15 protein-coding genes are annotated in these 21,273 nt (G+C 51.6%); all 15 read left to right on the top strand.

The features are described 5' to 3' along the window. The first annotated feature begins 10 nt into the window (after positions 1-10). Complete coding sequence (gene mgtE / locus BQ7397_RS07875) at positions 11-1,336, top strand: magnesium transporter (RefSeq protein WP_077075538.1); 1,326 nt, start codon at positions 11-13, stop codon at positions 1,334-1,336. A gap of 66 nt (positions 1,337-1,402) precedes the next feature. Continuing rightward, positions 1,403-2,023: a hypothetical protein gene (locus tag BQ7397_RS07870; RefSeq protein ID WP_077075537.1), complete on the top strand. Its 621-nt coding sequence runs from the start codon at positions 1,403-1,405 to the stop codon at positions 2,021-2,023. 189 nt (positions 2,024-2,212) lie between these two features. Continuing rightward, on the top strand, positions 2,213-6,805 hold the full coding sequence (locus BQ7397_RS09135; RefSeq protein WP_144019994.1) for an S-layer homology domain-containing protein: 4,593 nt from the start codon (positions 2,213-2,215) through the stop codon (positions 6,803-6,805). A gap of 441 nt (positions 6,806-7,246) precedes the next feature. Beyond that, positions 7,247-8,593: an amidophosphoribosyltransferase gene (purF, locus tag BQ7397_RS07825; protein ID WP_077075536.1), complete on the top strand. Its 1,347-nt coding sequence runs from the start codon at positions 7,247-7,249 to the stop codon at positions 8,591-8,593. 8 nt (positions 8,594-8,601) lie between these two features. Next, positions 8,602-9,636, top strand: a complete 1,035-nt coding sequence (gene purM / locus BQ7397_RS07820) for a phosphoribosylformylglycinamidine cyclo-ligase (protein ID WP_077075535.1) — start codon at positions 8,602-8,604, stop codon at positions 9,634-9,636. Beyond that, on the top strand, positions 9,633-10,187 hold the full coding sequence (gene purN, locus BQ7397_RS07815) for a phosphoribosylglycinamide formyltransferase (RefSeq protein ID WP_077075534.1): 555 nt from the start codon (positions 9,633-9,635) through the stop codon (positions 10,185-10,187). The genes purM and purN overlap by 4 nt, the downstream gene beginning before the upstream one ends. Next, on the top strand, positions 10,184-11,710 hold the full coding sequence (gene purH / locus BQ7397_RS07810) for a bifunctional phosphoribosylaminoimidazolecarboxamide formyltransferase/IMP cyclohydrolase (protein ID WP_077075533.1): 1,527 nt from the start codon (positions 10,184-10,186) through the stop codon (positions 11,708-11,710). Before purN ends, purH begins: the two co-directional genes overlap by 4 nt. Before the next feature lie 9 nt (positions 11,711-11,719). Continuing rightward, a complete protein-coding gene (locus BQ7397_RS07805; protein ID WP_077075532.1) occupies positions 11,720-16,663 on the top strand; it encodes a phosphoribosylformylglycinamidine synthase in 4,944 nt (1,647 codons plus the stop codon). Positions 16,664-16,777: 114 nt separating this feature from the next. Then, on the top strand, positions 16,778-18,328 hold the full coding sequence (locus BQ7397_RS07800) for an NAD(P)/FAD-dependent oxidoreductase (RefSeq protein ID WP_077075531.1): 1,551 nt from the start codon (positions 16,778-16,780) through the stop codon (positions 18,326-18,328). Beyond that, entirely contained in the window at positions 18,315-18,878 is a 564-nt protein-coding gene (locus tag BQ7397_RS07795) for a hemerythrin domain-containing protein (RefSeq protein WP_077075530.1), read from the top strand. Before BQ7397_RS07800 ends, BQ7397_RS07795 begins: the two co-directional genes overlap by 14 nt. Before the next feature lie 135 nt (positions 18,879-19,013). Continuing rightward, the gene (gene rpmG, locus BQ7397_RS07790) at positions 19,014-19,163 is read left to right on the top strand and encodes a 50S ribosomal protein L33 (protein WP_077075529.1); all 150 of its coding nucleotides are present in this window, start codon (positions 19,014-19,016) and stop codon (positions 19,161-19,163) included. 11 nt (positions 19,164-19,174) lie between these two features. Beyond that, positions 19,175-19,396, top strand: a complete 222-nt coding sequence (secE, locus tag BQ7397_RS07785; RefSeq protein ID WP_077075528.1) for a preprotein translocase subunit SecE — start codon at positions 19,175-19,177, stop codon at positions 19,394-19,396. Positions 19,397-19,415: 19 nt separating this feature from the next. After that, positions 19,416-19,973 (top strand): transcription termination/antitermination protein NusG, encoded by a 558-nt coding sequence (gene nusG / locus BQ7397_RS07780; RefSeq protein WP_077075527.1) that lies wholly within the window; start codon positions 19,416-19,418, stop codon positions 19,971-19,973. A gap of 58 nt (positions 19,974-20,031) precedes the next feature. Next, positions 20,032-20,457: a 50S ribosomal protein L11 gene (gene rplK, locus BQ7397_RS07775; RefSeq protein ID WP_077075526.1), complete on the top strand. Its 426-nt coding sequence runs from the start codon at positions 20,032-20,034 to the stop codon at positions 20,455-20,457. 42 nt (positions 20,458-20,499) lie between these two features. After that, positions 20,500-21,198: a 50S ribosomal protein L1 gene (gene rplA, locus BQ7397_RS07770; RefSeq protein WP_077075525.1), complete on the top strand. Its 699-nt coding sequence runs from the start codon at positions 20,500-20,502 to the stop codon at positions 21,196-21,198. Positions 21,199-21,273 lie beyond the last annotated feature (75 nt).

Genomic DNA, 21,273 nt, shown 5'->3' with positions numbered 1-21,273 from the left:
GGGGGATGGCGTGACACGAAATTACGACGTGGATGCAATTAAATCCTTAAAAAATGAAATCAATCAAATGGATCCGGTGGACTTGGCGGATCGGCTCCGGGGCATGGACCCGGTGTCCGTGGCCCTGTGGCTGAAGCTTTTGGAGAAAGACAAGGCGGCGGATACCTTTGCCGAATTGGACGCCGATACCAAGCGCGAGCTCATCGACAGCTACACCGACGACGCCATTCGCTCCCTGATTAAAGAGCTCGACGAAGACGAGTTGGTAGACACACTGCAGGAGCTTCCCGCCAATATGGTGCGCCGCCTCATGGACGAATTCGTCACCGGGGAGCGCCGCGTCATCGTCAACAAACTCTTAGGCTATCCGGAAGACAGCGTCGGCGCCATTATGACCGTGGAGTTTCTCTCCATCAAAGCCTCCTCCGGCGCGGAGTACATCTTGGAACGGGTGCTGCGCTCGCCCCTGGACGGGGACAAGCTGGAGCAGATTTGGATCACCGACGACTCCCTGGTGCTCTTGGGCTACGTCTATTTAGCCGACGTCATGCGCTTCAAAGAGCAATCCGTGGAAGAGTTGCTCAATCCCTTGCCCCGCACCGTGGAGGCATTGGACGACCAGGAACTCGTCGCGAAGCTCGCCTATCGCTACGACCTGTCGGAAATTCCCGTCACCGACTCCGAAGGGCGCCTCATCGGTACGGTCCCCTTGGAAGATGCCATCGACATCATGCACGAAGAGTACGAAGAAGACTTGTCCAATATCCACGGGGTACAGGACACCTCCGACGAAGACTACTTGGAGCGCTCCAGCTTTGCCATTGCCAAAGACCGCACCACCTGGCTCATTATCTGTTTGATTACGGCGACCATGACGGGCTTCATCATTCAGCGCTACGAGTCCTTATTGGCATCCAGCGTGGCCCTCGCCGCCTACATCCCCATGCTCATGGACAGCGGCGGAAACGCCGGGACCCAATCTTCCACCACGGTGATTCGCGCCCTGTACACGGGGAAAGTCCACTTCAGAAATATCTTCTCCGTCATGAGCAAAGAGCTGAAGGTGGGCCTGATTACGGGCACCATCTTGGTGGCGGTGAACTTCGTCCGCATGACCCTTTTAGGGGACCACGGCCTGTCCATCAGCCTTACCGTCTCGGCCACCCTGCTTTTAACCGTGACCCTGTCGAAAATCATCGGCGGCGTCCTGCCCCTGATCGCCGACAAAGTCCACGTGGACCCGACGGTCATGGCGGGGCCCATCATCACCACACTGGTGGATACCTTCGCCCTGTTGATCTACTTCGAAGTGGCCACCCATTTAATCAATCTGTAAAACACCGGCCTCGGGCCGGTTTTTTATTGCGCGAAAAAGGGTAAAATAAAGAAAAGGAGGTGTGCTATGAGAAAGAAAATATTGATCGCTTTAGCTATTTTCATCGCGGCAGGGGCGGCCTTCATCGCCTACGCCTTCTCGCCGACGCCGAATTTTATGCGCAACGAAACCGTAGACGGCCTGCGCATGGATGCCGTCGTGGCGTGGGACGAGCGCAAGCCCATTATCAGAACCTATAAAGAAAAAGACTATCTTGCCCTGACGGAAGGCGAGTTGGCCAAGTTGCGGGATACCGTCGAGGGGAAGATCGAAGGGGACATCCCCTGTATCAAATTAAATAAAGACCCGAAAATGTTTTTTCAATTCGAAAAAGACGAAAAGCCCGTGAAGCCCGAAAAGGCGACGATTAAAATTATCGCCCACGCGTCCCACGATGACGATCCCCAAAAGACGCGGGTCATTACAGGGGAGCTGAAAGACGAAGGGGATCTGGGCTACAGCTACACCACCAAGCGCTACAGCCGCCAATACGAAAAATACTTCCTGGAATACCTGCAGGTGGAAGTCCGCTACACCGTGGACGGGGAAAACTACATCTCCACCTTCGGCACCTTCCAAAGCAATTCGGAAGAGGGCACGAGCTTCTTTGAAAACGAAGAGCTGCCTGCGCCGGTGGAACCGGAATAAAAACGGGGCGGGATTTCGCGGCGCGCCTCTTATATGTAAGCGTCACGGCATTGTAATAAAAAGATGCCGCGAAAAGGGCTCCGAGCCTTGATTAAAGAGGGAAAATTCGATATCATGAATACGTTAAGATGCTTGTAAAATGCCGTAAACGGTATGGAAGTTGAAGATAGAAGAGAAAGGGAGTAAGAAATGACACGACACGATGCGAGGAAAAAGCTGTTCCAATCCTTGGGCGCCTGCTTTTTAGCTTTCGTCATGATCCTGACCAATGTGTTGGGTGCGGTGGAAGTACATGCGGCTGCTGTAAAGGCACCGACCGTTAACGATGTATTATACGATGCCACCACGATTTCGGGAGCCAATTTAGCAAAAGCTAGAGTTAATAAAAAGACTGTAATAGCAACAGTCCATGTAAGCTTAAAAGATAGTAGCGGGACTGAAAAAGCCAACCTTTCCGTTACACCTACAAGCGGAACGACATGGAAGGTAGACTTACCTGAAGGAAAAAAAGTTGAAGAAGGCGATACGGTAACAGTCTACCAACAAATTGGTGAAGATAAATCACCTGAGGTAACTAAAACTGCACAACCATCTAAGGCATCTACAGTTACTCTGACAATGCCAAGTGGCGAAATTTGGATAGAGCAAACAAGTTCTAACATAGTTAATGAAGATGAACAAGCAGAAGCTGTTAAAATGTTGAAAGATGCAAACACTGCAATAGCCGGTGATATTAAATCTGTTAAGTTTTCTATTGATAGTACTGCCCATGCTTATTATGAAGTAACTTATACTGATGGTTCGACATCAGGCCAAGTTGAAGCTACAAATTTACAAATAAAACAAGTTACAGAAACCTCAAGATCACCTGAGATTGGCAGTATTACAATTGTAGACAATGTAGTTAAGGGAAAACTGGCAGGACCGGGACCTTTTGACGGCATAAAAGTACAATTAATCCTTAGAGTTAATAAGGAGAAAGCAGATAAGTATTGTAATAAAAATAAGTGTACAGTTGACAAAGACTCATCTGACCCGGTACCTGTAACTTTACAAAATGATGGAACTTTTTCCTATGATTTAAAAGCAGGGGAAAGTTTAACTCTCGACCAAATAGTCGGCGTTTCTGTAAAAGAACCCCATAAATTTGTATCTTGTTCTACAACCACTGTTAAACCGGTAATACCTGAAAAAACGGAAGTTAAAGACCCTAGAAAATTAACTGCTGATGACAAAAAAACAATTGATGCTGCTATAAGAAAAGCATATACAGTAGATGGTGTATCTAAATTACCAAACGGAACCGGAGACTGGGATGGAGTACCGGCAGTCATACAAATTGATGACAGCGGAAATGTTAAGATATTTAGCGGTAATGATGTGGAAGTTACTTATGATAGTAACTACAATCCGGTACCTGTAAAAAATGAAGATGGTTCAGTTAAGATAAAAGATGGAGCTCAACCAAAAATAACAATTCCGGCCAAAGACCTTTTAAAAAATATCAAACCGGACGCACCTACGGTTGAGTTAAGTAAAGATAAGAAAAACATCACAATCACTCCAAATGAAAAAGATACAGATGCTAAGACTATTACTGTTTCCTATAAGGATAAAGACGGTAATGATCAAACAACTACAGCAACAAAAGCTGATAATGGAACTTGGTCAATTACTAAAGGCGAAGGCAGTGTTGATGCTAATGGCGTTGTAACCCTTCCTAAAGACAAGGTAAAAGGCGATACAACAGTAACAGCTACAGTAACGGATAAGGGTGGAATAGCGGATGACGATAAAAAACCACTCACCTCAGAACCCGGAACTTTTACTGTAAAAGAAACAAAAGCTGAAAAAGTTGAAGCCCTTGGCGGTCTCGACCCGGTTGAACTCAAAAAATGGGTCGGAGATACAGTTGACTGGAAAGACGGCGTAAAAGCTAAAGACTCCGCAACAGAAGAAAATAAAGGCAAAATAAATGAACTTCTTAAAGGAGCAAAATTTGAAGATGTAACTGAGGAAAAGAGAAGCACTTCTAAAGAAGGTGACTTCGAAGGTAAAATTAAAATTACTTTTGATGATAAGTCAGAACTTGTAGTTGAAAAACAAATCCTATACGTTAGTAACCATGTGACTAGCATGAAAAGAAAAGATAAGGTTCCAACAGATGCCTTAGATGTAGAATTTAAATTAGGTGAAGGAACAAAAGTCAACAATACAGATGGTACTGCAATTACCGGTGATAAAGAAAATCCTACTTCTTATCAAAGCTACAAGGTAAAACCGGGAACCAATGTAAAAGAATATACACTTCCAATCATCAATGCATCAGTCATTGACTCAATAAAAGTTACTCCACAAGAAGGATATACAGAACCGGTATGGAGAGACAGCAAGAACGGCACGAACTTCGTGGCAACTGCTGATAACAATGTCTTCACAGCCACAGCAACAAAAACCTACGATATAACTTTTGATGCAAATTCCGGTAGTGGAACGAAAGAAAAAGTAACTCAAAAAGTAAATACGGAATATGAATTACCTGCAGCAAATACGTTCACAGCTCCAGAAAACAAACAATTTTCAGGTTGGCAAATCGGAGATGACTCTACAAATCTAAAACAACCGGGAGCAAAAATAACAATTACCGGAGATACAGTAGTAAAAGCTATTTGGAAGCCAATCGAACTTAAAGTAAACTTCCTACCGGGAACAGGTGCATCCGGAGAGATGAAAGATGTTCCTGTTAATAAAGGCAGCGATTATAAACTTCCTGAACCAACATTTAAAGCACCAACAAATCAAGAATTCGCCGGCTGGAAAGTTGGTAATGAGGATGGTGTTAAAAAAGCCGGAGATACGATAAAAATAACAGACAACGTAACACTAACAGCAACTTGGAAAGACAGCATGGTAGATGTCACCTTTGCAGGCAACGGCGGCGGCGGAAGTATGGACAAAGCAACCGTCAAAAAAGGTTCAACCTACAAACTACCTGACAACAAATTTACTGCACCGGAAAACAAAGAGTTTGACGGTTGGACAGTCAACGGCGAAGACAAAAAAGTTGGCGACGAAATCACCGTCACTGACAACACGACCGTTACCGCAAAATGGAAAGACAGCATGGTAGATGTCACCTTTGCAGGCAACGGCGGCGGCGGAAGTATGGACAAAGCAACCGTCAAAAAAGGTTCAACCTACAAACTACCTGACAACAAATTTACTGCACCGGAAAACAAAGAGTTTGACGGTTGGACAGTCAACGGCGAAGACAAAAAAGTTGGCGACGAAATCACCGTCACTGNCACCGTCACCGACAACACGACCGTTACCGCAAAATGGAAAGACAGCATGGTAGATGTCACCTTTGCAGGCAACGGCGGCGGCGGAAGTATGGACAAAGCAACCGTCAAAAAAGGTTCAACCTACAAACTACCTGACAACAAATTTACTGCACCGGAAAACAAAGAGTTTGACGGTTGGACAGTCAACGGCGAAGACAAAAAAGTTGGCGACGAAATCACCGTCACTGACAACACGACCGTTACCGCAAAATGGAAAGACAGCATGGTAGATGTCACCTTTGCAGGCAACGGCGGCGGCGGAAGTATGGACAAAGCAACCGTCAAAAAAGGTTCAACCTACAAACTACCTGACAACAAATTTACCGCACCGGAAAACAAAGAGTTTGACGGTTGGACAGTCAACGGCGAAGACAAAAAAGTTGGCGACGAAATCACCGTCACTGACAACACGACCGTTACTGCAAAATGGAAAGATAAGGCTCCGGCAGTTAAAGAATTCAAAGTTACCTTTAACGGCAATGGCGGGACCGACAAGATGGACCCCATAACCGTGAAGAAGGGTCAACAGTTTGAATTGCCGAAGAACGGCTTTACCGCTCCTAAAGGAAAAGTATTTGCCGGCTGGCAAATTGCCCAAGCACCCAACAAGGTATTTGCTCCGGGAACAATGGTTACAGTCAATGGCAATATAGAAGTCAAAGCTATCTGGAAAGATATAACGTCGCAAGATCCCTCTCAACCCGGCAATGGTACTTTCTACATGGGAAGCACCTTGATTATGCCGAACAGGGCACCTGAACCGGTAGAGCCGGCGAAGGAAATGGAAACCGGTCGTCACTACAGATACCTCTATGGTTACACCGACAAGACCGTACGTCCCGAAGGCAATATTACCCGCGCCGAAGCGGCGGCTCTTATCGCCCGCTTGGCCGGCTTGGATATGAGCGACAAGTCGAAACCGAATTTTGCGGACACGCCTTCCAGATGGTACAACTCGGCCATTAACATTACGGTCAAGATGAACTTGATGCTTGCCGACAAAGACGGCAATTTCCGCCCCAACGAAGCCATTACCCGCGCCGAATTTGCACGGGCCCTGTACTTCGTGGACAAGAAGAACGACAAGGTGGCTCCCTTCGCCGACGTGAAGGGTCACGTTTACGAGGATGCCATTAATCAAGCCTACGGCAACGGCCGCATTAACGGCTATCCCGACGGCACCTTCCGTCCCGACGCCAAGATTCAACGGGCTGAAGTGGCGCGCATTTTGAATCAATACGCTAACCGTGGCACGACCTTGGAAGGCATGGCCGGCGTGAAAAAGGATTTGATCCAATTCACCGACATTACTCCGAACCACTGGGCTTATTGTGAAGTGATGGAAGCTGCCAACAATCACGATTACCAACGTGAAAAGGGAACGCAAGCCGAAACCTGGCTGCGCATTCTTCCCCTCGATATTAAAATCGCTGAATAGAGGCGGAGCATTTTCACAAGGGTTGATCCCGAAATAGAAATCGGCACGATTGATTTCGTGCCGATTTTTCTATACTGTTTTGGAAAAATTTTCCCAACACGTCCCGTATTTTTTCCCGGTCGATTGTTCCGTCCAAAAAAATATGGTACAATACTTTTGACAAAAGGGGGGCTTGGGGTTGATCCGATTTAACTTCGTTCAATTGCATTTAAAGCACTTGGCTCTTTGTGCGCTTGTATTTTCTTGCGTTAAAAAATGGCCAAGCCACGCTCTCAGTGTAGGCTTATAAAGAGATACGATACCTGTATCTCTTTTTTTAATTTTTAGGAGGTTTTGTGCGGGGCTTCGTTCGCGAGGCCAATAAAAAGTATCCTTATACGAGATGAAAGTAGCACCCAAGATTGAGACATCGTATTTGATAGAAAGGATCTAACGCAAACAATGTGTGGAGTTATTGGAATTTATAGTAAATCGAAAGTGGCAACCAGTCTGTTTTACGGTATGAACTCGCTGCAACACCGGGGACAGGAAGCCACGGGTATGGCCATTTACAACGGGGAAGAAATTTTAAGAAAGCGGTCCATGGGCTTGGTTATCGACGCCTACACGGAAGAAAGCTTACGGGATTTGGAAGGGAATATCGGCATCGGTCACGTGCGCTATTCCACGGCGGAAGGCTCCCACGATTATAATATTCAGCCGATTATGGGTTTCATCGGCGGGGAAACCATCGCCATCGCCAACGACGGCAATTTGGTAAACTATCATATTCTGCGTGAGCGTTTGGAAGAGGAAGGGATGATGTTCCAAACCACCAACGACACGGAAGTGATTTTATACTTAATTACCCGCTACTACGACGGGGACATCGTCGAGGCCATTAAAAAGACTATGGGCGTTATCGAAGGCGCTTATTCGGTCACGGCACTGGTCAAGGGCAAGGTGGTGGCCTTTAGAGATCCCAACGGCTTCCGTCCTCTGGTCTTGGGCCGGGACGAAGACGACGTTATCGTGGCCAGCGAAAACGCCGCCATTGAAATTATCGGCGGCCGCATGACCCGTGACATCGAAGCCGGCGAAATTCTCGTCGTCGACGAAACGGGGATTCATTCCGATCACTACGAATCGGATGCCACGCCGAAGAATTGTATTTTCGAGTACGTGTACTTTGCACGTAACGACGCCAATTTAGACGACATCAACGCCTACACCTTCCGCCGTCGCTGCGGCGAAATCCTGTGGGAAGAAGCGCCCTGTGACGTGGACCTGGTCGTACCGGTGCCCGACAGCGGCATTCCCTCGGCCATCGGCTACGCTCAAGCATCGCAAATTCCCTTCGGCGAAGGTCTGGTAAAGAATCGCTACATGGGCCGTACCTTTATTAAGCCGACGCAAAAGGAAAGGGACATGGCGGTGAAGCTGAAGCTGAATCCGCTGACCGACGTGGTGAAGGGCAAGTCCATCGTCCTCCTGGACGACTCCATCGTCCGGGGAACCACGAGCCGCAATTTGATCCATCGCCTGCGGGATGCCGGTGCCAAGGAAGTGCACATGCGCATCACCTCGCCGCCGGTAAAATATTCCTGCTACTACGGCATCGACACGCCCAATCGGAAGCATTTAATCGCCGCCAATCAATCGATTAAGGAAATCGAAGAAAATATCGGCGCCGATTCTCTGGCCTTTATCTCCATGGAAGGCTTGGCTCGGGCCGGCAAGAAAGGGATCGACCAATACTGTACCGCTTGTTTTGACGGGGACTACCCGGTAGACCCCACGGTGATATAGGAGGCATTATGACTTTATCTTACAAAGACGCCGGCGTCGACATTACCGAAGGCAATCGTGCCGTCGAGCTAATGAAGAAGGCCGTCGCATCCACTTACGACAAGAATGTCTTAGGGGACATCGGATTGTTCTCCGGCGGCTACGATCTTTCCGCCGCCAAGGACATGGAGCACCCGGTGCTTTTAGGTGCCACCGACGGCGTGGGCACGAAGCTTATGGTGGCACAGATGATGGATATCCACGACACGGTGGGCATCGATCTCGTGGCCATGAGCGTCAACGATTTGATCTGCCAAGGTGCCAAGCCCCTGTTCTTCTTGGACTACGTGGCCACGGGTCACGTGTCCGCGGAAAAGATGCAAAAGATCGTGGAAGGTGTGGCGGAGGGCTGTCGCCAATCGGGTTGCGCTTTAATCGGCGGGGAGACGGCGGAAATGCCGGGCCTTTACGCCGAAGACGAGTACGATCTGGCGGGCTTTGCCGTGGGTCTTTGTGATAAAAATAAAATCATCGACGGAAGCAAGGTGAAGGATGGGGACGTGGTCATCGGACTCGCATCCAGCGGCCTCCACTCCAACGGCTACAGCTTGGCGCGGAAGCTTTTCTTCGATCACTTGAAGTTGGGCATTAATGATACCGCCGAAGGCCTTAAAGGCACCGTCGGGGAAGCCCTACTGCGTCCCACACGCCTCTACGTGAAGCCCGTGCTGGGTTTAATGGACGAGGTGGAGGTGAAGGGCGTCTCCAACATTACCGGCGGCGGCTTTATCGAAAACATTCCCCGTATCTTGTCCGACGATTTAAACTGCACCATCGAAAAGGGCAGCTGGGACAAGGGCGATCTCTTTACCTTTATCGAAAACACCGGCGCCATTGCGGAAGAAGAGCTCTACCGCTCCTTTAACATGGGCATCGGCATGATCGTTATCGTAGGCGCGGACGAGGCGGAAAAAGCCCTGGCTTACCTCAACGAAAAGACCGACGAGAAAGCCACGGTGATCGGAAAAATCACCAAGGGCGAAGGCAAGACTGTGCTGAAATGAAAATCGCCGTATTTATTTCCGGCTCCGGGACCAATTTACAGTCCCTCTTAGATGCCGAAAGGGAAGGATTTTTTCAATCGGAGATCGCTCTGGTCGTCTCCAATCGCCGCGACGCCTACGGCCTCGTGCGGGCGCAAGAGGCGGGAAAGGCCACCTTCGTGGAAGCTGACGGCGATCTCTTAGAGGTGCTTGAGGAAAATAAGATCGACTTTATCGTCCTGGCGGGCTATTTAAAAATCCTGGGCAAGGAGCTTTTGACGCGCTACGCCGGACGCATGATCAATATCCATCCGGCCCTGCTGCCGAAATACGGCGGCAAGGGCATGTACGGCATGCACGTCCACGAGGCGGTGTTTGCCGACGGGGAAAAGAGAAGCGGCGCCACGGTGCACTACGTCACCGAAACCGTGGACGGCGGCGCCATTTTGCTCCAATCCTCCGTGGATATACAGAAGCTGGATTCGCCGGAAGCCATTCAACAAACGGTGCTCGTCCTGGAGCACCAATTACTTAAAACAGCCATTCGATTTTGCGAGGAGGGCATACTATGAAATACGCACTGTTATCCGTAACGGACAAGACAAATATTGTGAGCTTCGCCAAGGGCCTTGTGGACTTGGGCTTCACCCTACTGTCCACCGGCGGCACTTTAAGAACCATTGCCGAAGGCGGCGTAGATGTCACGCCCATCGACGCCTACACGGGCTTTCCCGAAATGCTTGACGGCCGGGTAAAGACCCTGCACCCGAAGGTACACGGCGGTATTTTATATAAGCGCGACGAAAAGGGCCACGTGGACACGGTGAAGGAACACGGCATCGGCAATATCGACTTGGTCTGCGTCAATCTCTACGCCTTTGAAGAAAGCTACAAGCAACATAAATCCGAAGCGGACATGATCGAAAACATCGACATCGGCGGCCCCTCCATGGTGCGTTCTGCGGCGAAGAACCACAAGGACGTGCTCATCGTCACCGATCCTTCGGACTACGACGACGTGCTCGGCGTATTAAAAGAGGGGAAGGACGATCTCGCCTTCCGCCGCAAGCTGGCCATGAAGGCTTTCAGCAAGACCGCCTACTACGACTCCATGATCGCCCGCTACTTTAAGGAAGTCACCGGGGAAGAGGACGAGCTCCTGACCATCGGCCTGAAAAAAGACGGAGACCTGCGCTACGGGGAAAATCCCCATCAAAAGGCGGCGGTCTATTCCGATCCCATGGTGAACAGCTACTTCAGCCACTTGAAACAGTTCCAAGGCAAGGACCTTTCCTACAACAACTACAACGACTTCAACACGGCGGTCAGTCTCGCCGGTGAATTCGACGAAGAAAAGGACGGCATTATCTGCGTCGGCTTGAAGCACGCCACGCCCTGCGGCGTCGCCTTAGGCGAAAGCGACGTGGACGCTTACAAGAAGATGTTTGAAGCGGACAGTCTGTCTATTTTCGGCGGCATCGTCGCCTTAAACACCACGGTGGACAAGGCCTGCGCCGAAGAAATGGTGAAGATCTTCCTGGAAGTGGTTGCGGCAAAAGATTTTACCGAGGAGGCCTTGGAAGTCTTTAAGCAAAAGAAAAACCTCCGCGTCATTCAAGTGGACTACGCTGCCGGCCCGTTGAAAAAAGAAATGCGCTTCGCCAGCGGAAAAGTCTTGGTACAAGATGCGGATCTCGATGCGGACGAAGACTACAAGGTGGTCACGGACAATGCGCCGACGGATGCCGAAAAGCGGGATCTCCTCTTCGGCATGAAGGTGGTTAAATACGTGCGCTCCAACGCCGTGGTCCTCATTAAAGACGGCATGACCTTAGGCGTCGGCGGCGGCGAAACCAGCCGTATCTGGGCCCTTGAAAATATCTTTAACCACAACCCCGAACGCGACTTCGAAGGCTCGGTCATGGCGAGCGACGCCTTCTTCCCCTTCGACGACTGTGTCAAAGCGGCGGCGGAAAAAGGTGTCAGCGCCATTATTCAACCGGGCGGCTCCATCCGCGACGAGGATTCCATTAAGGTATGTAACGAAAAAGGACTGTCCATGGTATTTACGGGCGTCCGTCACTTTAAACATTAAGGAGGCATTGTGAAGGTACTAATTGTCGGCGGCGGCGGTCGCGAGCACGCTATCGGCCATGCCATCGCGAAAAACAAAGAGGTAGAGAAGATTTACTTTGCACCGGGTAACGGCGGCACGGAAGATGTAGGCGAAAACATCGCGATTTCAAGCGGCGACATTGAAGGCCTTTTGAAATTTGCCAAGGACATGGCGGTGGATTTCACCGTGGTCGGTCCCGAGGCGCCCTTGGTCGACGGCATTGCCGACGCCTTTGAAGAGGCGGGCCTCGCCATTTTCGGCCCGAGAAAAGAAGCGGCACAGCTGGAAGGCTCCAAGCTCTTTACGAAGGAATTCTGCGTGCGCCACAATATCCCCACGGCGGGCTATTTTGAATCCACGGATCGGGATGCCGTGCGCCAAGGAGCCGTCAATCTCTTGGCTGAAAAGGGCGTTTGCGTCTTAAAGGCCGACGGCTTGGCCGCAGGCAAAGGCGTGGTCATCGCCTATACGGAAGAAGAAGTGGAAGCCTTTTTAATCGACGTTTACGAAAAGAATCGCTTCCATACCGATCGCGTCGTCGTGGAAGAATTTTTGGAAGGCTTTGAAATGAGCCTCCTCGCCTTCTGCGACGGCAAAACCATCGTGCCCCTCTCCACGGCCAAGGACCACAAGTCCATTTACGAAGGGGGACGGGGACCGAACACCGGCGGCATGGGCAGCTACGCCCCCAATGTGGAGGCCTTGCCCCTCTTGGATGCCATCGACGAAAAATTGGTGCGCCCCTTTATGGCGGGCCTGAAAAAAGACGCCATGGATTTCCGCGGCCTGATCTTTATGGGCATTATGATTACCGATGCCGGCCCGGAAATTCTCGAATACAATTGCCGCTTCGGCGATCCGGAAACCCAATCGGTGCTGGAACGCTTGGACGGCGATCTCTTGGAAATTATGATGGCCACGGCCAAGGGCGAGCTGGATAAAGTATCCGTCAAAGAAAACGACAAGAAGGTCGTATCCCTTACCTTGGCAAGCGGCGGTTATCCCGAGTCCTCGGAAAAGGGCGTGGAAATTACCATTCCCGACGATTTAAAAGACGTCACCGTCTTTCACGCCGGCACGAAAATCCAAGACGGCAAGCTCGTCACCGACGGGGGACGGGTGCTCACCGTCACCGCCACGGCAGATACTTTCGAAGAAGCAATAGCCAAAGCTTACGCCGGTGCGGATAAGATTCAATTCGAACATAAACAAATTCGCCGAGACATCGGCCCCATGATCAGCCGCGTCTATGTCGGCAGAAAGCCCGGCTTCGACAATGCGGCCAAGGGCCTTGCGGCGCAGTTAAACGAAGAGCTGGGCATTCACCTGGACGACGTGAAGATCTACGCTCGCTACGATTTGGAAGGCCTGACGGAGGATGAGGTAAAGCGCCTCACCACGGAAGTGCTTTCCGAAGCGCCCAGCGACAAAGTCTTCGCCGGGGCAGATGCCTTTAAGCTTCAAGCCGCCATGGATCACGGCCTCGTGGTGGAATACCAACCGGGTCAATACGATCAACGGCAAGCCGGGGTCTTGGATACGGCGACGGCCATCTTCGGCCACACCAATTTAGATGCGGCCTGCGCCACGGTGTACGATTTTATCGGCGACATCGACGAAAAAGATTACGCCGCCATCGTGAAGCATTTGGTAAACCCGGTGGATCAAAAAATCGGCGGCCTCTTCGGTGTGCCCACCACCATTAAAAAGGACCTGGAAAAAAACACGGACAACGCCGTCATCGAAGGCTTTATCTCCTGGGACGAAGGAGAATTGAAGCGCCGCTTCGATGCCATGGACCTGGCCATGAGCTTTGAAGACTTTGCCTTTATTCAAGATCACTTTAAAGAAGTGGGCCGGGACATTAACGAAACGGAACTGGCGATCTTGGACACCTACTGGTCCGACCACTGTCGCCACACCACCTTTAACACGGCGCTGGAGATCGAATTCGACGACGACGTGGACGAAACAATCACCGCCGCCTACGACCGCTACATGAAAACGCGGAAAGAATTAAATCGCAAAAAGCCCGTAAGCCTAATGGACCTCGGCACCTTGGTGGCGAAACACCTAAAGGCCGAGGGCGTGAAGACCAATATGGAAGTGTCCGAAGAGATCAACGCCTGCTCCATTTGCGTGGACGTGGTGGCGGAAGACCTGCGGACGGGGAAGGAAGAGACCATTCCCTATCTTCTCATGTTTAAAAACGAAACCCACAACCACCCCACGGAAATCGAGCCCTACGGCGGCGCATCCACCTGCTTGGGCGGCTGCATTCGCGACCCCCTTTCCGGTAGAGCCTTTGTCTATCAGGCTATGCGCCTCACGGGAAGCGGCGATCCCACCATGCCCATCGAAGACACGTGGGAAAGCAAGCTGCCTCAAAAGAAGATCACCACGGAAGCCGCCAACGGCTACGCCTCTTACGGCAATCAAATCGGCATTCCCGCGGGCCTCGTGGAAGAGCTCTACCACGACGGCTACATGGCCAAGCGCATGGAAGTGGGCGCCGTAGTCGGTGCCGCACCTCAAAGCAATGTTTGGCGCGGCGAACCCATGCCCGGGGATTTGATCCTCTTAATGGGCGGTCGCACGGGCCGCGACGGCGTCGGCGGCGCCACGGGCAGCAGCAAGAAGCACACGGCGGCCTCCCTGGCCACGGCCGGTGCGGAAGTGCAAAAGGGTAATGCGCCTCAAGAGCGGAAGCTCCTGCGCCTGTTCCGCCGTCCGGAAATCGCCTCTCGCATTAAGCGCTGCAACGACTTCGGTGCCGGCGGCGTCTCCGTCGCCATCGGCGAATTGGCCCCCGGCATCCGCGTGCAACTGGACAAAGTGCCTTTGAAATACGCGGGCCTGAAGCCGAAAGAAATCGCCATCTCCGAATCTCAGGAACGCATGGCCGTGGTCATCGAGAAAGAAGATCTGCCCCTCTTCGAAGAAATGAGCCGGGAAGAAAATCTTGAAATGACCGTCGTGGCGGAAGTGACGGAAGAAGCCGCCATGCGCCTCTACTACGAAGATAAACTCATCGTGGATTTGGACCGCGCCTTTATCGACACCGCCGGCGTGGACCGGAGCCAAAAGGTAAAGGTGGAAAAAGATCTCATCTGCCACTATCTGAATCGCCGCGACGACCTGAAGGCGTCGGATATTTTAAAAGTCATGGGCGATTTAAATGTGGTGAGCCAAAAGAATTTAATCGAAAAATTCGACAACAGCGTGGGCCGCGGCACGGTGCTTATGCCCTTAGGCGGCAAGAAGCAACTGACGCCCACCCAAGCCATGGCGGGGCTCATTCCCGTGGAAGGCAAGAAGAGTCAAACGGCCAGCGTCATGAGCTATGGCTGCAATCCTCATTTCCTTTCGGAAAATCAATACCTGGGCGCCTACTACGCCGTGGTTGAATCCGTGGCGAAGCTGGTGGCCACCGGCGCTGAAATCGAAGACATGTACTTCACCTTCCAAGAGTATTTCGAAAAGCTCGGCGAAGACGAATTGCGTTGGCAAAAGCCTTTGAAGGCCCTCTTAGGCGCCTTCGACGCCTGCATGGATCTGGAAATTCCTCCCATCGGCGGAAAGGACTCCATGAGCGGCACCTTCCGCGACAAGGACGTACCGCCCACCTTGGTGTCCTTCGCCATCGCCCCCATGGCGGCGAAGGACGTCGTGAGCAATGTCTTCACGTCTGCGGGGAACAAGCTGGGCATCGTGGAAGCGGTGCGCACGGAAGACGGCAAGATCGACATGGACGCCTTTAAGGCAGCGTCCAAGGTGCTGAAAAAAGAAATGGCATCGGGAAATATTCTTTCCGCCGCGGCCGTAACCCACAAGGGCACCTTGCCGGGGATGATCATCTCCGCCATGGGCAACGATCTCGGCTTCGATGTGGAACTCGACGACCTTTACAACGCCTGCTACGGCGACATCATCGTGGAATACAAGAGCGCCTTCGACGGCGTGAAAGCCGTCGGCGCGCTGACAGAATCCGGCTATGTGGTCAACGGCGAAAAGCTCGATGTAGAATCTATCGTGAAAGCCTACACCACGGGACTGGACAAGGTCTTCCCGCCGGAAATTCACGATCAAAAGAAAGCCCTGGCCACGGTGCAAATCGCAAGCACCCGCAGGTCAAACGCCGCGGCGAAGGACAGCTGCCGCGTGCTCATCGCCTGCTTCCCGGGCACCAACAGCGAGTACGACACGAAAGACGTGTTCACCAAGGCAGGCGCCGATGCCGAGGTCTATATCTTTAAAAATCAAACGGCGAAAGAAACCGTCGAAAGCATTTCGGAGCTGGCCGAAAAGATTAAAGAGGCTGACATTTTTGCCATTCCCGGCGGCTTCAGTTTCAGCGACGAACCGGACGGCTCGGCGAAATTTATCGCCAACATCCTTCGCACCGATGAGGTGAAATCCGCGATGGATTATCTGGTGAAGGAAAAGAAGGGTCTGGTGCTTGGCATTTGCAACGGCTTCCAAGCCTTGATCAAGTCGGGCTATCTGCCCTACGGCGAAGCCCGTGTGCAAGAGGCCGACTCCCCCACCCTGACCTTTAACGACAACTCCCGCCACGTGGCACGCATGGTCACCACCCAAGTCATGACCGACGATTCGCCCTGGCTCATGTACCTGAACGCCGGCGACGAATACGCCGTGCCCATCAGTCACGGGGAAGGTCGACTGGTTCTTTCCGAGGAACAGGCGAAGGCACTGGTCGAAAACAATCAAGTGGCCTTCACCTACGTGGACAATCCCAACGGCAGTGAGTTCAATATCGAAGGGCTCATCAGCCCGGACGGCCACATCTTAGGAAAGATGGGCCACATCGAACGGGTGGAAGACAATCTCTTTAAAAACATTCCGAATATGAAAGTCATGCCGGTGATTCAGGCGGGCGTGGATTATATTTTGGGAAAGAAAAATAAATAAACGCGAAGGCCTTCCTGCGGGAAGGTCTTTTCGTTACATAGGGTACGGATTTTTCAGAGGAAAAGACGTAGACTGAACTTGACCTTTTTTTAAAGACGAAGGATAATTGAGCCTATGAACTACAGAATCAATCATTTACATCGGCCTATCGACTCGAAGCCCGAGGCATACGAGGCCGAAATCGAAAAAATCACCGGCTTAAAGCGCGGCGAATACAGCTGGCGCCGCCACCGGGAGTCCGTGGACGCAAGGAAGGGGCGCACCATGCGCTTCATCGCCGCCGTGGACATTACGACAAACAAAAAAATACGCAAAAACAAACAGATCCTCCCCGTAAAAGAGGAAGCCTACGAGCTGTCGCCCATCGAAACGACGGAGCGGCCCGTGGTGGTCGGCGCGGGACCGGCGGGGCTTTTCTGCGCCTGGGTTCTCGCCAAGCGGGGCATGACACCGATCCTCATCGAGCGGGGCGACGCCGTGGAAGAGCGGGTGAAGAAGGTGGAGGCCTTTTGGGAGACGGGAGAGCTGGATCCCGAGAGCAACGTGCAGTTCGGCGAAGGGGGCGCCGGCACCTTCTCCGACGGCAAGCTCACCAGCCGCTCCAAGGATCCCCGCGGCCGCACGGTGCTGGAGCTGTTCAGCCGTTTAGCGGAGGACGAGAGCATTCTCTACAGGAAAAAGCCCCACGTGGGCACCGACGCCCTGAGAAGGGTCCTAGTCCTCTTGAGAAAAGAGCTCACGGACATGGGGGCGGAGATCCATTTCCGCACGGCATTAAAATCCATTGCGAAGGAAAAGGACGGCTACACCCTGGCCACGAGCAAGGGCGATTTTCACGCCAGGTACGTGGTCCTCGCCCTCGGCCACTCCGCCCGCGACAGCTTTACCATGCTTCACGAGAAGGGCATCTTCATGGAGCAGAAGCCCTTTGCCGTGGGCTTTCGCATCGAAGAGCCCCAGGCCGCCATCGACGAGAGCCAGTACGGGGAGATGCGCCGCTTTCTGCCCGCCGCCGATTACAGTGTCACCGCCAAGGTGGGGGATAAGGGCGTCTATACCTTCTGCATGTGCCCCGGAGGAAAAGTGGTGGCCGCCGCATCGGAGGCAGGCGGCGTCGTGACTAACGGCATGAGCTACAAGGCTCGTGACGGGGAAAATGCCAATGCCGCCGTCCTCGTCACCATCGATCATGAAACCTATGGCGAAGGCACCTTGGCCGGCGTGGAATTTCAGCGAAAGATCGAGAGGAAAGTTTTCGCCATGACCAAGAGCTACATGGCGCCGGTTGAAAGCGCGAGCAGCTATCTTTACGGCGAGGAAGGTGATGCCGTGGCGCCGACCTATAAGCCCGGTACCTTCGAGGCGGATCTGCACACCATCTATCCCGAGGAGCTGGACCGGGCCTTGACGGAAGGGCTCAAAGACATGGGCCGCCGCTTCCCCGCCCTTATCGAAAAGGCACTCTTGACGGCGCCGGAGACCCGCTCCTCCTCGCCGGTGCGCATCACCAGAGACCTGACCACATTGGAATCCGTCAGCCACGAAAACATCTATCCCGCCGGTGAAGGGGCGGGCTATGCCGGGGGCATCGTCTCCTCGGCCATGGACGGCATGCGCGTGGCGGAAAAAATCATCGAAAAGGAGAAAGACCATGTACGGAATTGATGTACTCATGAAAGAACACGAGCAGATCCTGCGCTTCACCGGCATTATTCGCCGCTATCTGATTAAGGCTTTGGAAGGCGAGGTCTTGTTTCAAGACGAAGTGCTTCCCATGATCGAATTTATTCGCCACTACTCCGACGCCCATCACCACGGCAAGGAAGAGGACATTCTCTTTCACTACATGCTTGAGGACCTGGGTCCGGTGGCGGAAAAAATCGTGCGTCAGGGCATGTTCGCCGAGCACGATCAGGCGCGAAACATCGTCAGGAATTTAGACGAGGCGCGGAAAGCGTGGGAAAAAGAACCGACGGATGAGCATCTCTTGGACGTCTTCGGCCTGATGTATAACTACGCCTTTTTGCTGGAGGCCCACGCCGATCGCGAAAACGCCGTGGTCTATCCCTTTGCCGAAAGAAACCTGAGTCCAGAGCGTTTAGAGGCCGTGGATCGGGAGACGGCTGTGTTTGAAAAAGAGCACGCCGAGCGCAGAGAAAAATATTTAAGGGAATTGGACCGCTGGGAAGGGCTTTTAAAAAATAAAAACGCCTAAACAATTGACAGGAAGCCGGATATTTGATAGGATTACTCCGTAAACCAATCCGGAGTGCCGGAAAAAGCGGCTTGATACAAGCCCTTTTTTATTGAGTTTATTTCCATTAATTATTAGAGTCAGAGGAGGTGTGCGATGGCAGATCGCGTATCATTGGAATGCACAGAGTGCAAGCAAAGAAACTACGTAACCTACAAGAACAAGAAGAATACGCCGGAACGTATGGAAATCAAAAAGTATTGCAAATTCTGCAAGACCCATACGCTTCATAAGGAGACGAAGTAAGGAGAGATACGATGGCGCAAAAATCCACAACGCCGAAGGTTGAGGAAAAAGAATCCTTAACGAAATATTTTCGCGGTGTCAGAAGGGAATTTAAACGGGTCGTATGGCCGACGAAGAAACAATTATTCCAATATAGCTTAATCGTTATTTTCGTCAGCATCGTCACGGCTTTGTTTATCTACGCCGTTGACTTTGTCTTCAGCCACATTATGGGCTTGATTTTCGGCGTGTAAGCGGTATGGAGGATTTCAATTGACAGATGATTTAAATCGCACCAATGGCGAAGCCGGTCAGGAAGAAGCCCATTGGTATGTTATCCATACCTATTCCGGCCACGAAAACAAAGTCAAAGACAATATGGAATCCATGGTGAAAAATCAGGATCTCGGCGATATGATCTTTGATGTCCAGGTTCCCATGGAAGATTACGTCGAAGAAAAAGACGGCGTAAAGAAATTAAAGGAACGCAAAATGTTCCCTTCCTACGTCCTGGTAAAAATGATTATGAACGATAAATCCTGGTATGTCGTCAGAAATACACGAGGCGTCACCGGCTTCGTCGGTCCGGGAAGCAAACCGATTCCCCTTTCCGACGAAGAGGTCAAGCACTTAGGCGTGACGAAAAAAGAAGCCCTGTCGGATACTTATGCCGTGGGCGATCGCGTCAAAGTCCTGACAGGACCCTTCGAAGATTTCGTCGGCATTGTCAAAGAGCTGGACGAGGAAAACCGGAAGGTGAAGGTCACCATTTCCATGTTCGGCCGCGACACCTTGGTAGAATTGGATGTCAACCAATTAACCGAGGCATAAACGTAAGCACATTAAGAGTGGGAGGGAAACCCCGCCAAACCACATTAGGAGGTGTACTATGGCAAAGAAAGTCATAGCAATCGTTAAATTACAAATCCCCGCAGGCAAGGCAACGCCGGCACCGCCGGTAGGTACCGCCCTCGGGCCCCACGGCGTTAACATTATGGAATTTACCAAAGCATTTAACGCCAAGACTCAAGACCAAGCCGGTATGATTATTCCGGTAGTCATGACCGTCTACCAAGATCGTTCCTTTACCTTCATTACCAAGACCCCGCCGGCAGCCGTCTTAATTAAAAAAGCGGCAGGCATCGACAAGGCAAGCGGCGAACCCAACAAGAAAAAAGTTGCGAAGATCACCAAGGATCAATGCCGCGAAATCGCTGAAACAAAAATGCCCGACTTAAACGCAGCCAATGTCGAATCGGCCATGCGCATGATCGCCGGTACGGCACGCAGCATGGGCGTCGAAGTAGAAGGTTAGTGGGAGAAATTCCATTTCGTTTGAACCACAAGGAGGTTAAACATGCCTAAGAGAGGTAAAAAATATCAAGACAGTCTTAAACTTGTCGATCGTTCCAATCTTTACGATGTGAACGAAGCCATTGAATTGGTACAAAAGACCGCCGTCGCTAATTTCGATGAAACCATCGAGCTCGCCGTTCGTCTCGGCGTCGACCCCCGTCACGCCGACCAACAAGTACGCGGCACCGTCGTATTACCCCACGGGACCGGCCGTACGGAACGCATCTTGGTTTTCGCTAAGGGCGACAAGGTAAAAGAAGCGGAAGATGCCGGCGCAGATTACGTCGGTGGCGAAGAGCTCATGAAGAAAATTCAAGACGAAAACTGGTTCGAATTCGACGTCGTCGTCGCTACGCCCGACATGATGGGCGTCGTCGGTCGTATCGGTCGCGTGTTAGGTCCCAAGGGCCTCATGCCGAACCCGAAGGCCGGCACCGTTACCTTTGATGTCGGACAAGCCGTCCAAGAAATCAAAGCAGGTAAGGTTGAATACCGCGTCGACAAAGCGGCCATCATCAACGTACCCATCGGCAAGAAATCCTTCGGTACGGAAAAGCTCACCGAAAACTTTAAGACCTTAATGTCTGCCATTATTCGTTCGAAACCGGCAGCAGCCAAGGGACGCTATTTGCGCTCCGTTACCCTGGCCTCTACCATGGGCCCGGGGATCCGCGTAAACGGCTCTAAATTAATGGATTAACAAAATAAAAGATGGCGCTCGCTTCGGCGGGCGCTTTTCTTTTGCAAACAAAGCATTGAATCTTAGCAAAAGCTT

The sequence above is a fragment of the Aedoeadaptatus urinae genome (assembly GCF_900155585.1).
GTDB classification, from domain to species: Bacteria; Bacillota; Clostridia; order Tissierellales; family Peptoniphilaceae; genus Aedoeadaptatus; species Aedoeadaptatus urinae.
The sequence above is the reverse complement of the archived record's forward strand: the minus strand, read 5'-3'. Positions and strand labels throughout refer to the sequence as shown.

Bases quoted from the DNA above. Each gene is read 5' to 3' on its own strand.
- BQ7397_RS07870 (WP_077075537.1), top strand. From the start codon at position 1,403: ATGAGAAAGAAAATATTGATCGCTTTAGCTATTTTCATCGCGGCAGGG.
- purF (WP_077075536.1), top strand. From the start codon at position 7,247: ATGTGTGGAGTTATTGGAATTTATAGTAAATCGAAAGTGGCAACCAGT.
- purM (WP_077075535.1), top strand. From the start codon at position 8,602: ATGACTTTATCTTACAAAGACGCCGGCGTCGACATTACCGAAGGCAAT.
- purN (WP_077075534.1), top strand. From the start codon at position 9,633: ATGAAAATCGCCGTATTTATTTCCGGCTCCGGGACCAATTTACAGTCC.
- purH (WP_077075533.1), top strand. From the start codon at position 10,184: ATGAAATACGCACTGTTATCCGTAACGGACAAGACAAATATTGTGAGC.
- BQ7397_RS07800 (WP_077075531.1), top strand. From the start codon at position 16,778: ATGAACTACAGAATCAATCATTTACATCGGCCTATCGACTCGAAGCCC.
- BQ7397_RS07795 (WP_077075530.1), top strand. From the start codon at position 18,315: ATGTACGGAATTGATGTACTCATGAAAGAACACGAGCAGATCCTGCGC.
- rpmG (WP_077075529.1), top strand. From the start codon at position 19,014: ATGGCAGATCGCGTATCATTGGAATGCACAGAGTGCAAGCAAAGAAAC.
- secE (WP_077075528.1), top strand. From the start codon at position 19,175: ATGGCGCAAAAATCCACAACGCCGAAGGTTGAGGAAAAAGAATCCTTA.
- rplK (WP_077075526.1), top strand. From the start codon at position 20,032: ATGGCAAAGAAAGTCATAGCAATCGTTAAATTACAAATCCCCGCAGGC.
- rplA (WP_077075525.1), top strand. From the start codon at position 20,500: ATGCCTAAGAGAGGTAAAAAATATCAAGACAGTCTTAAACTTGTCGAT.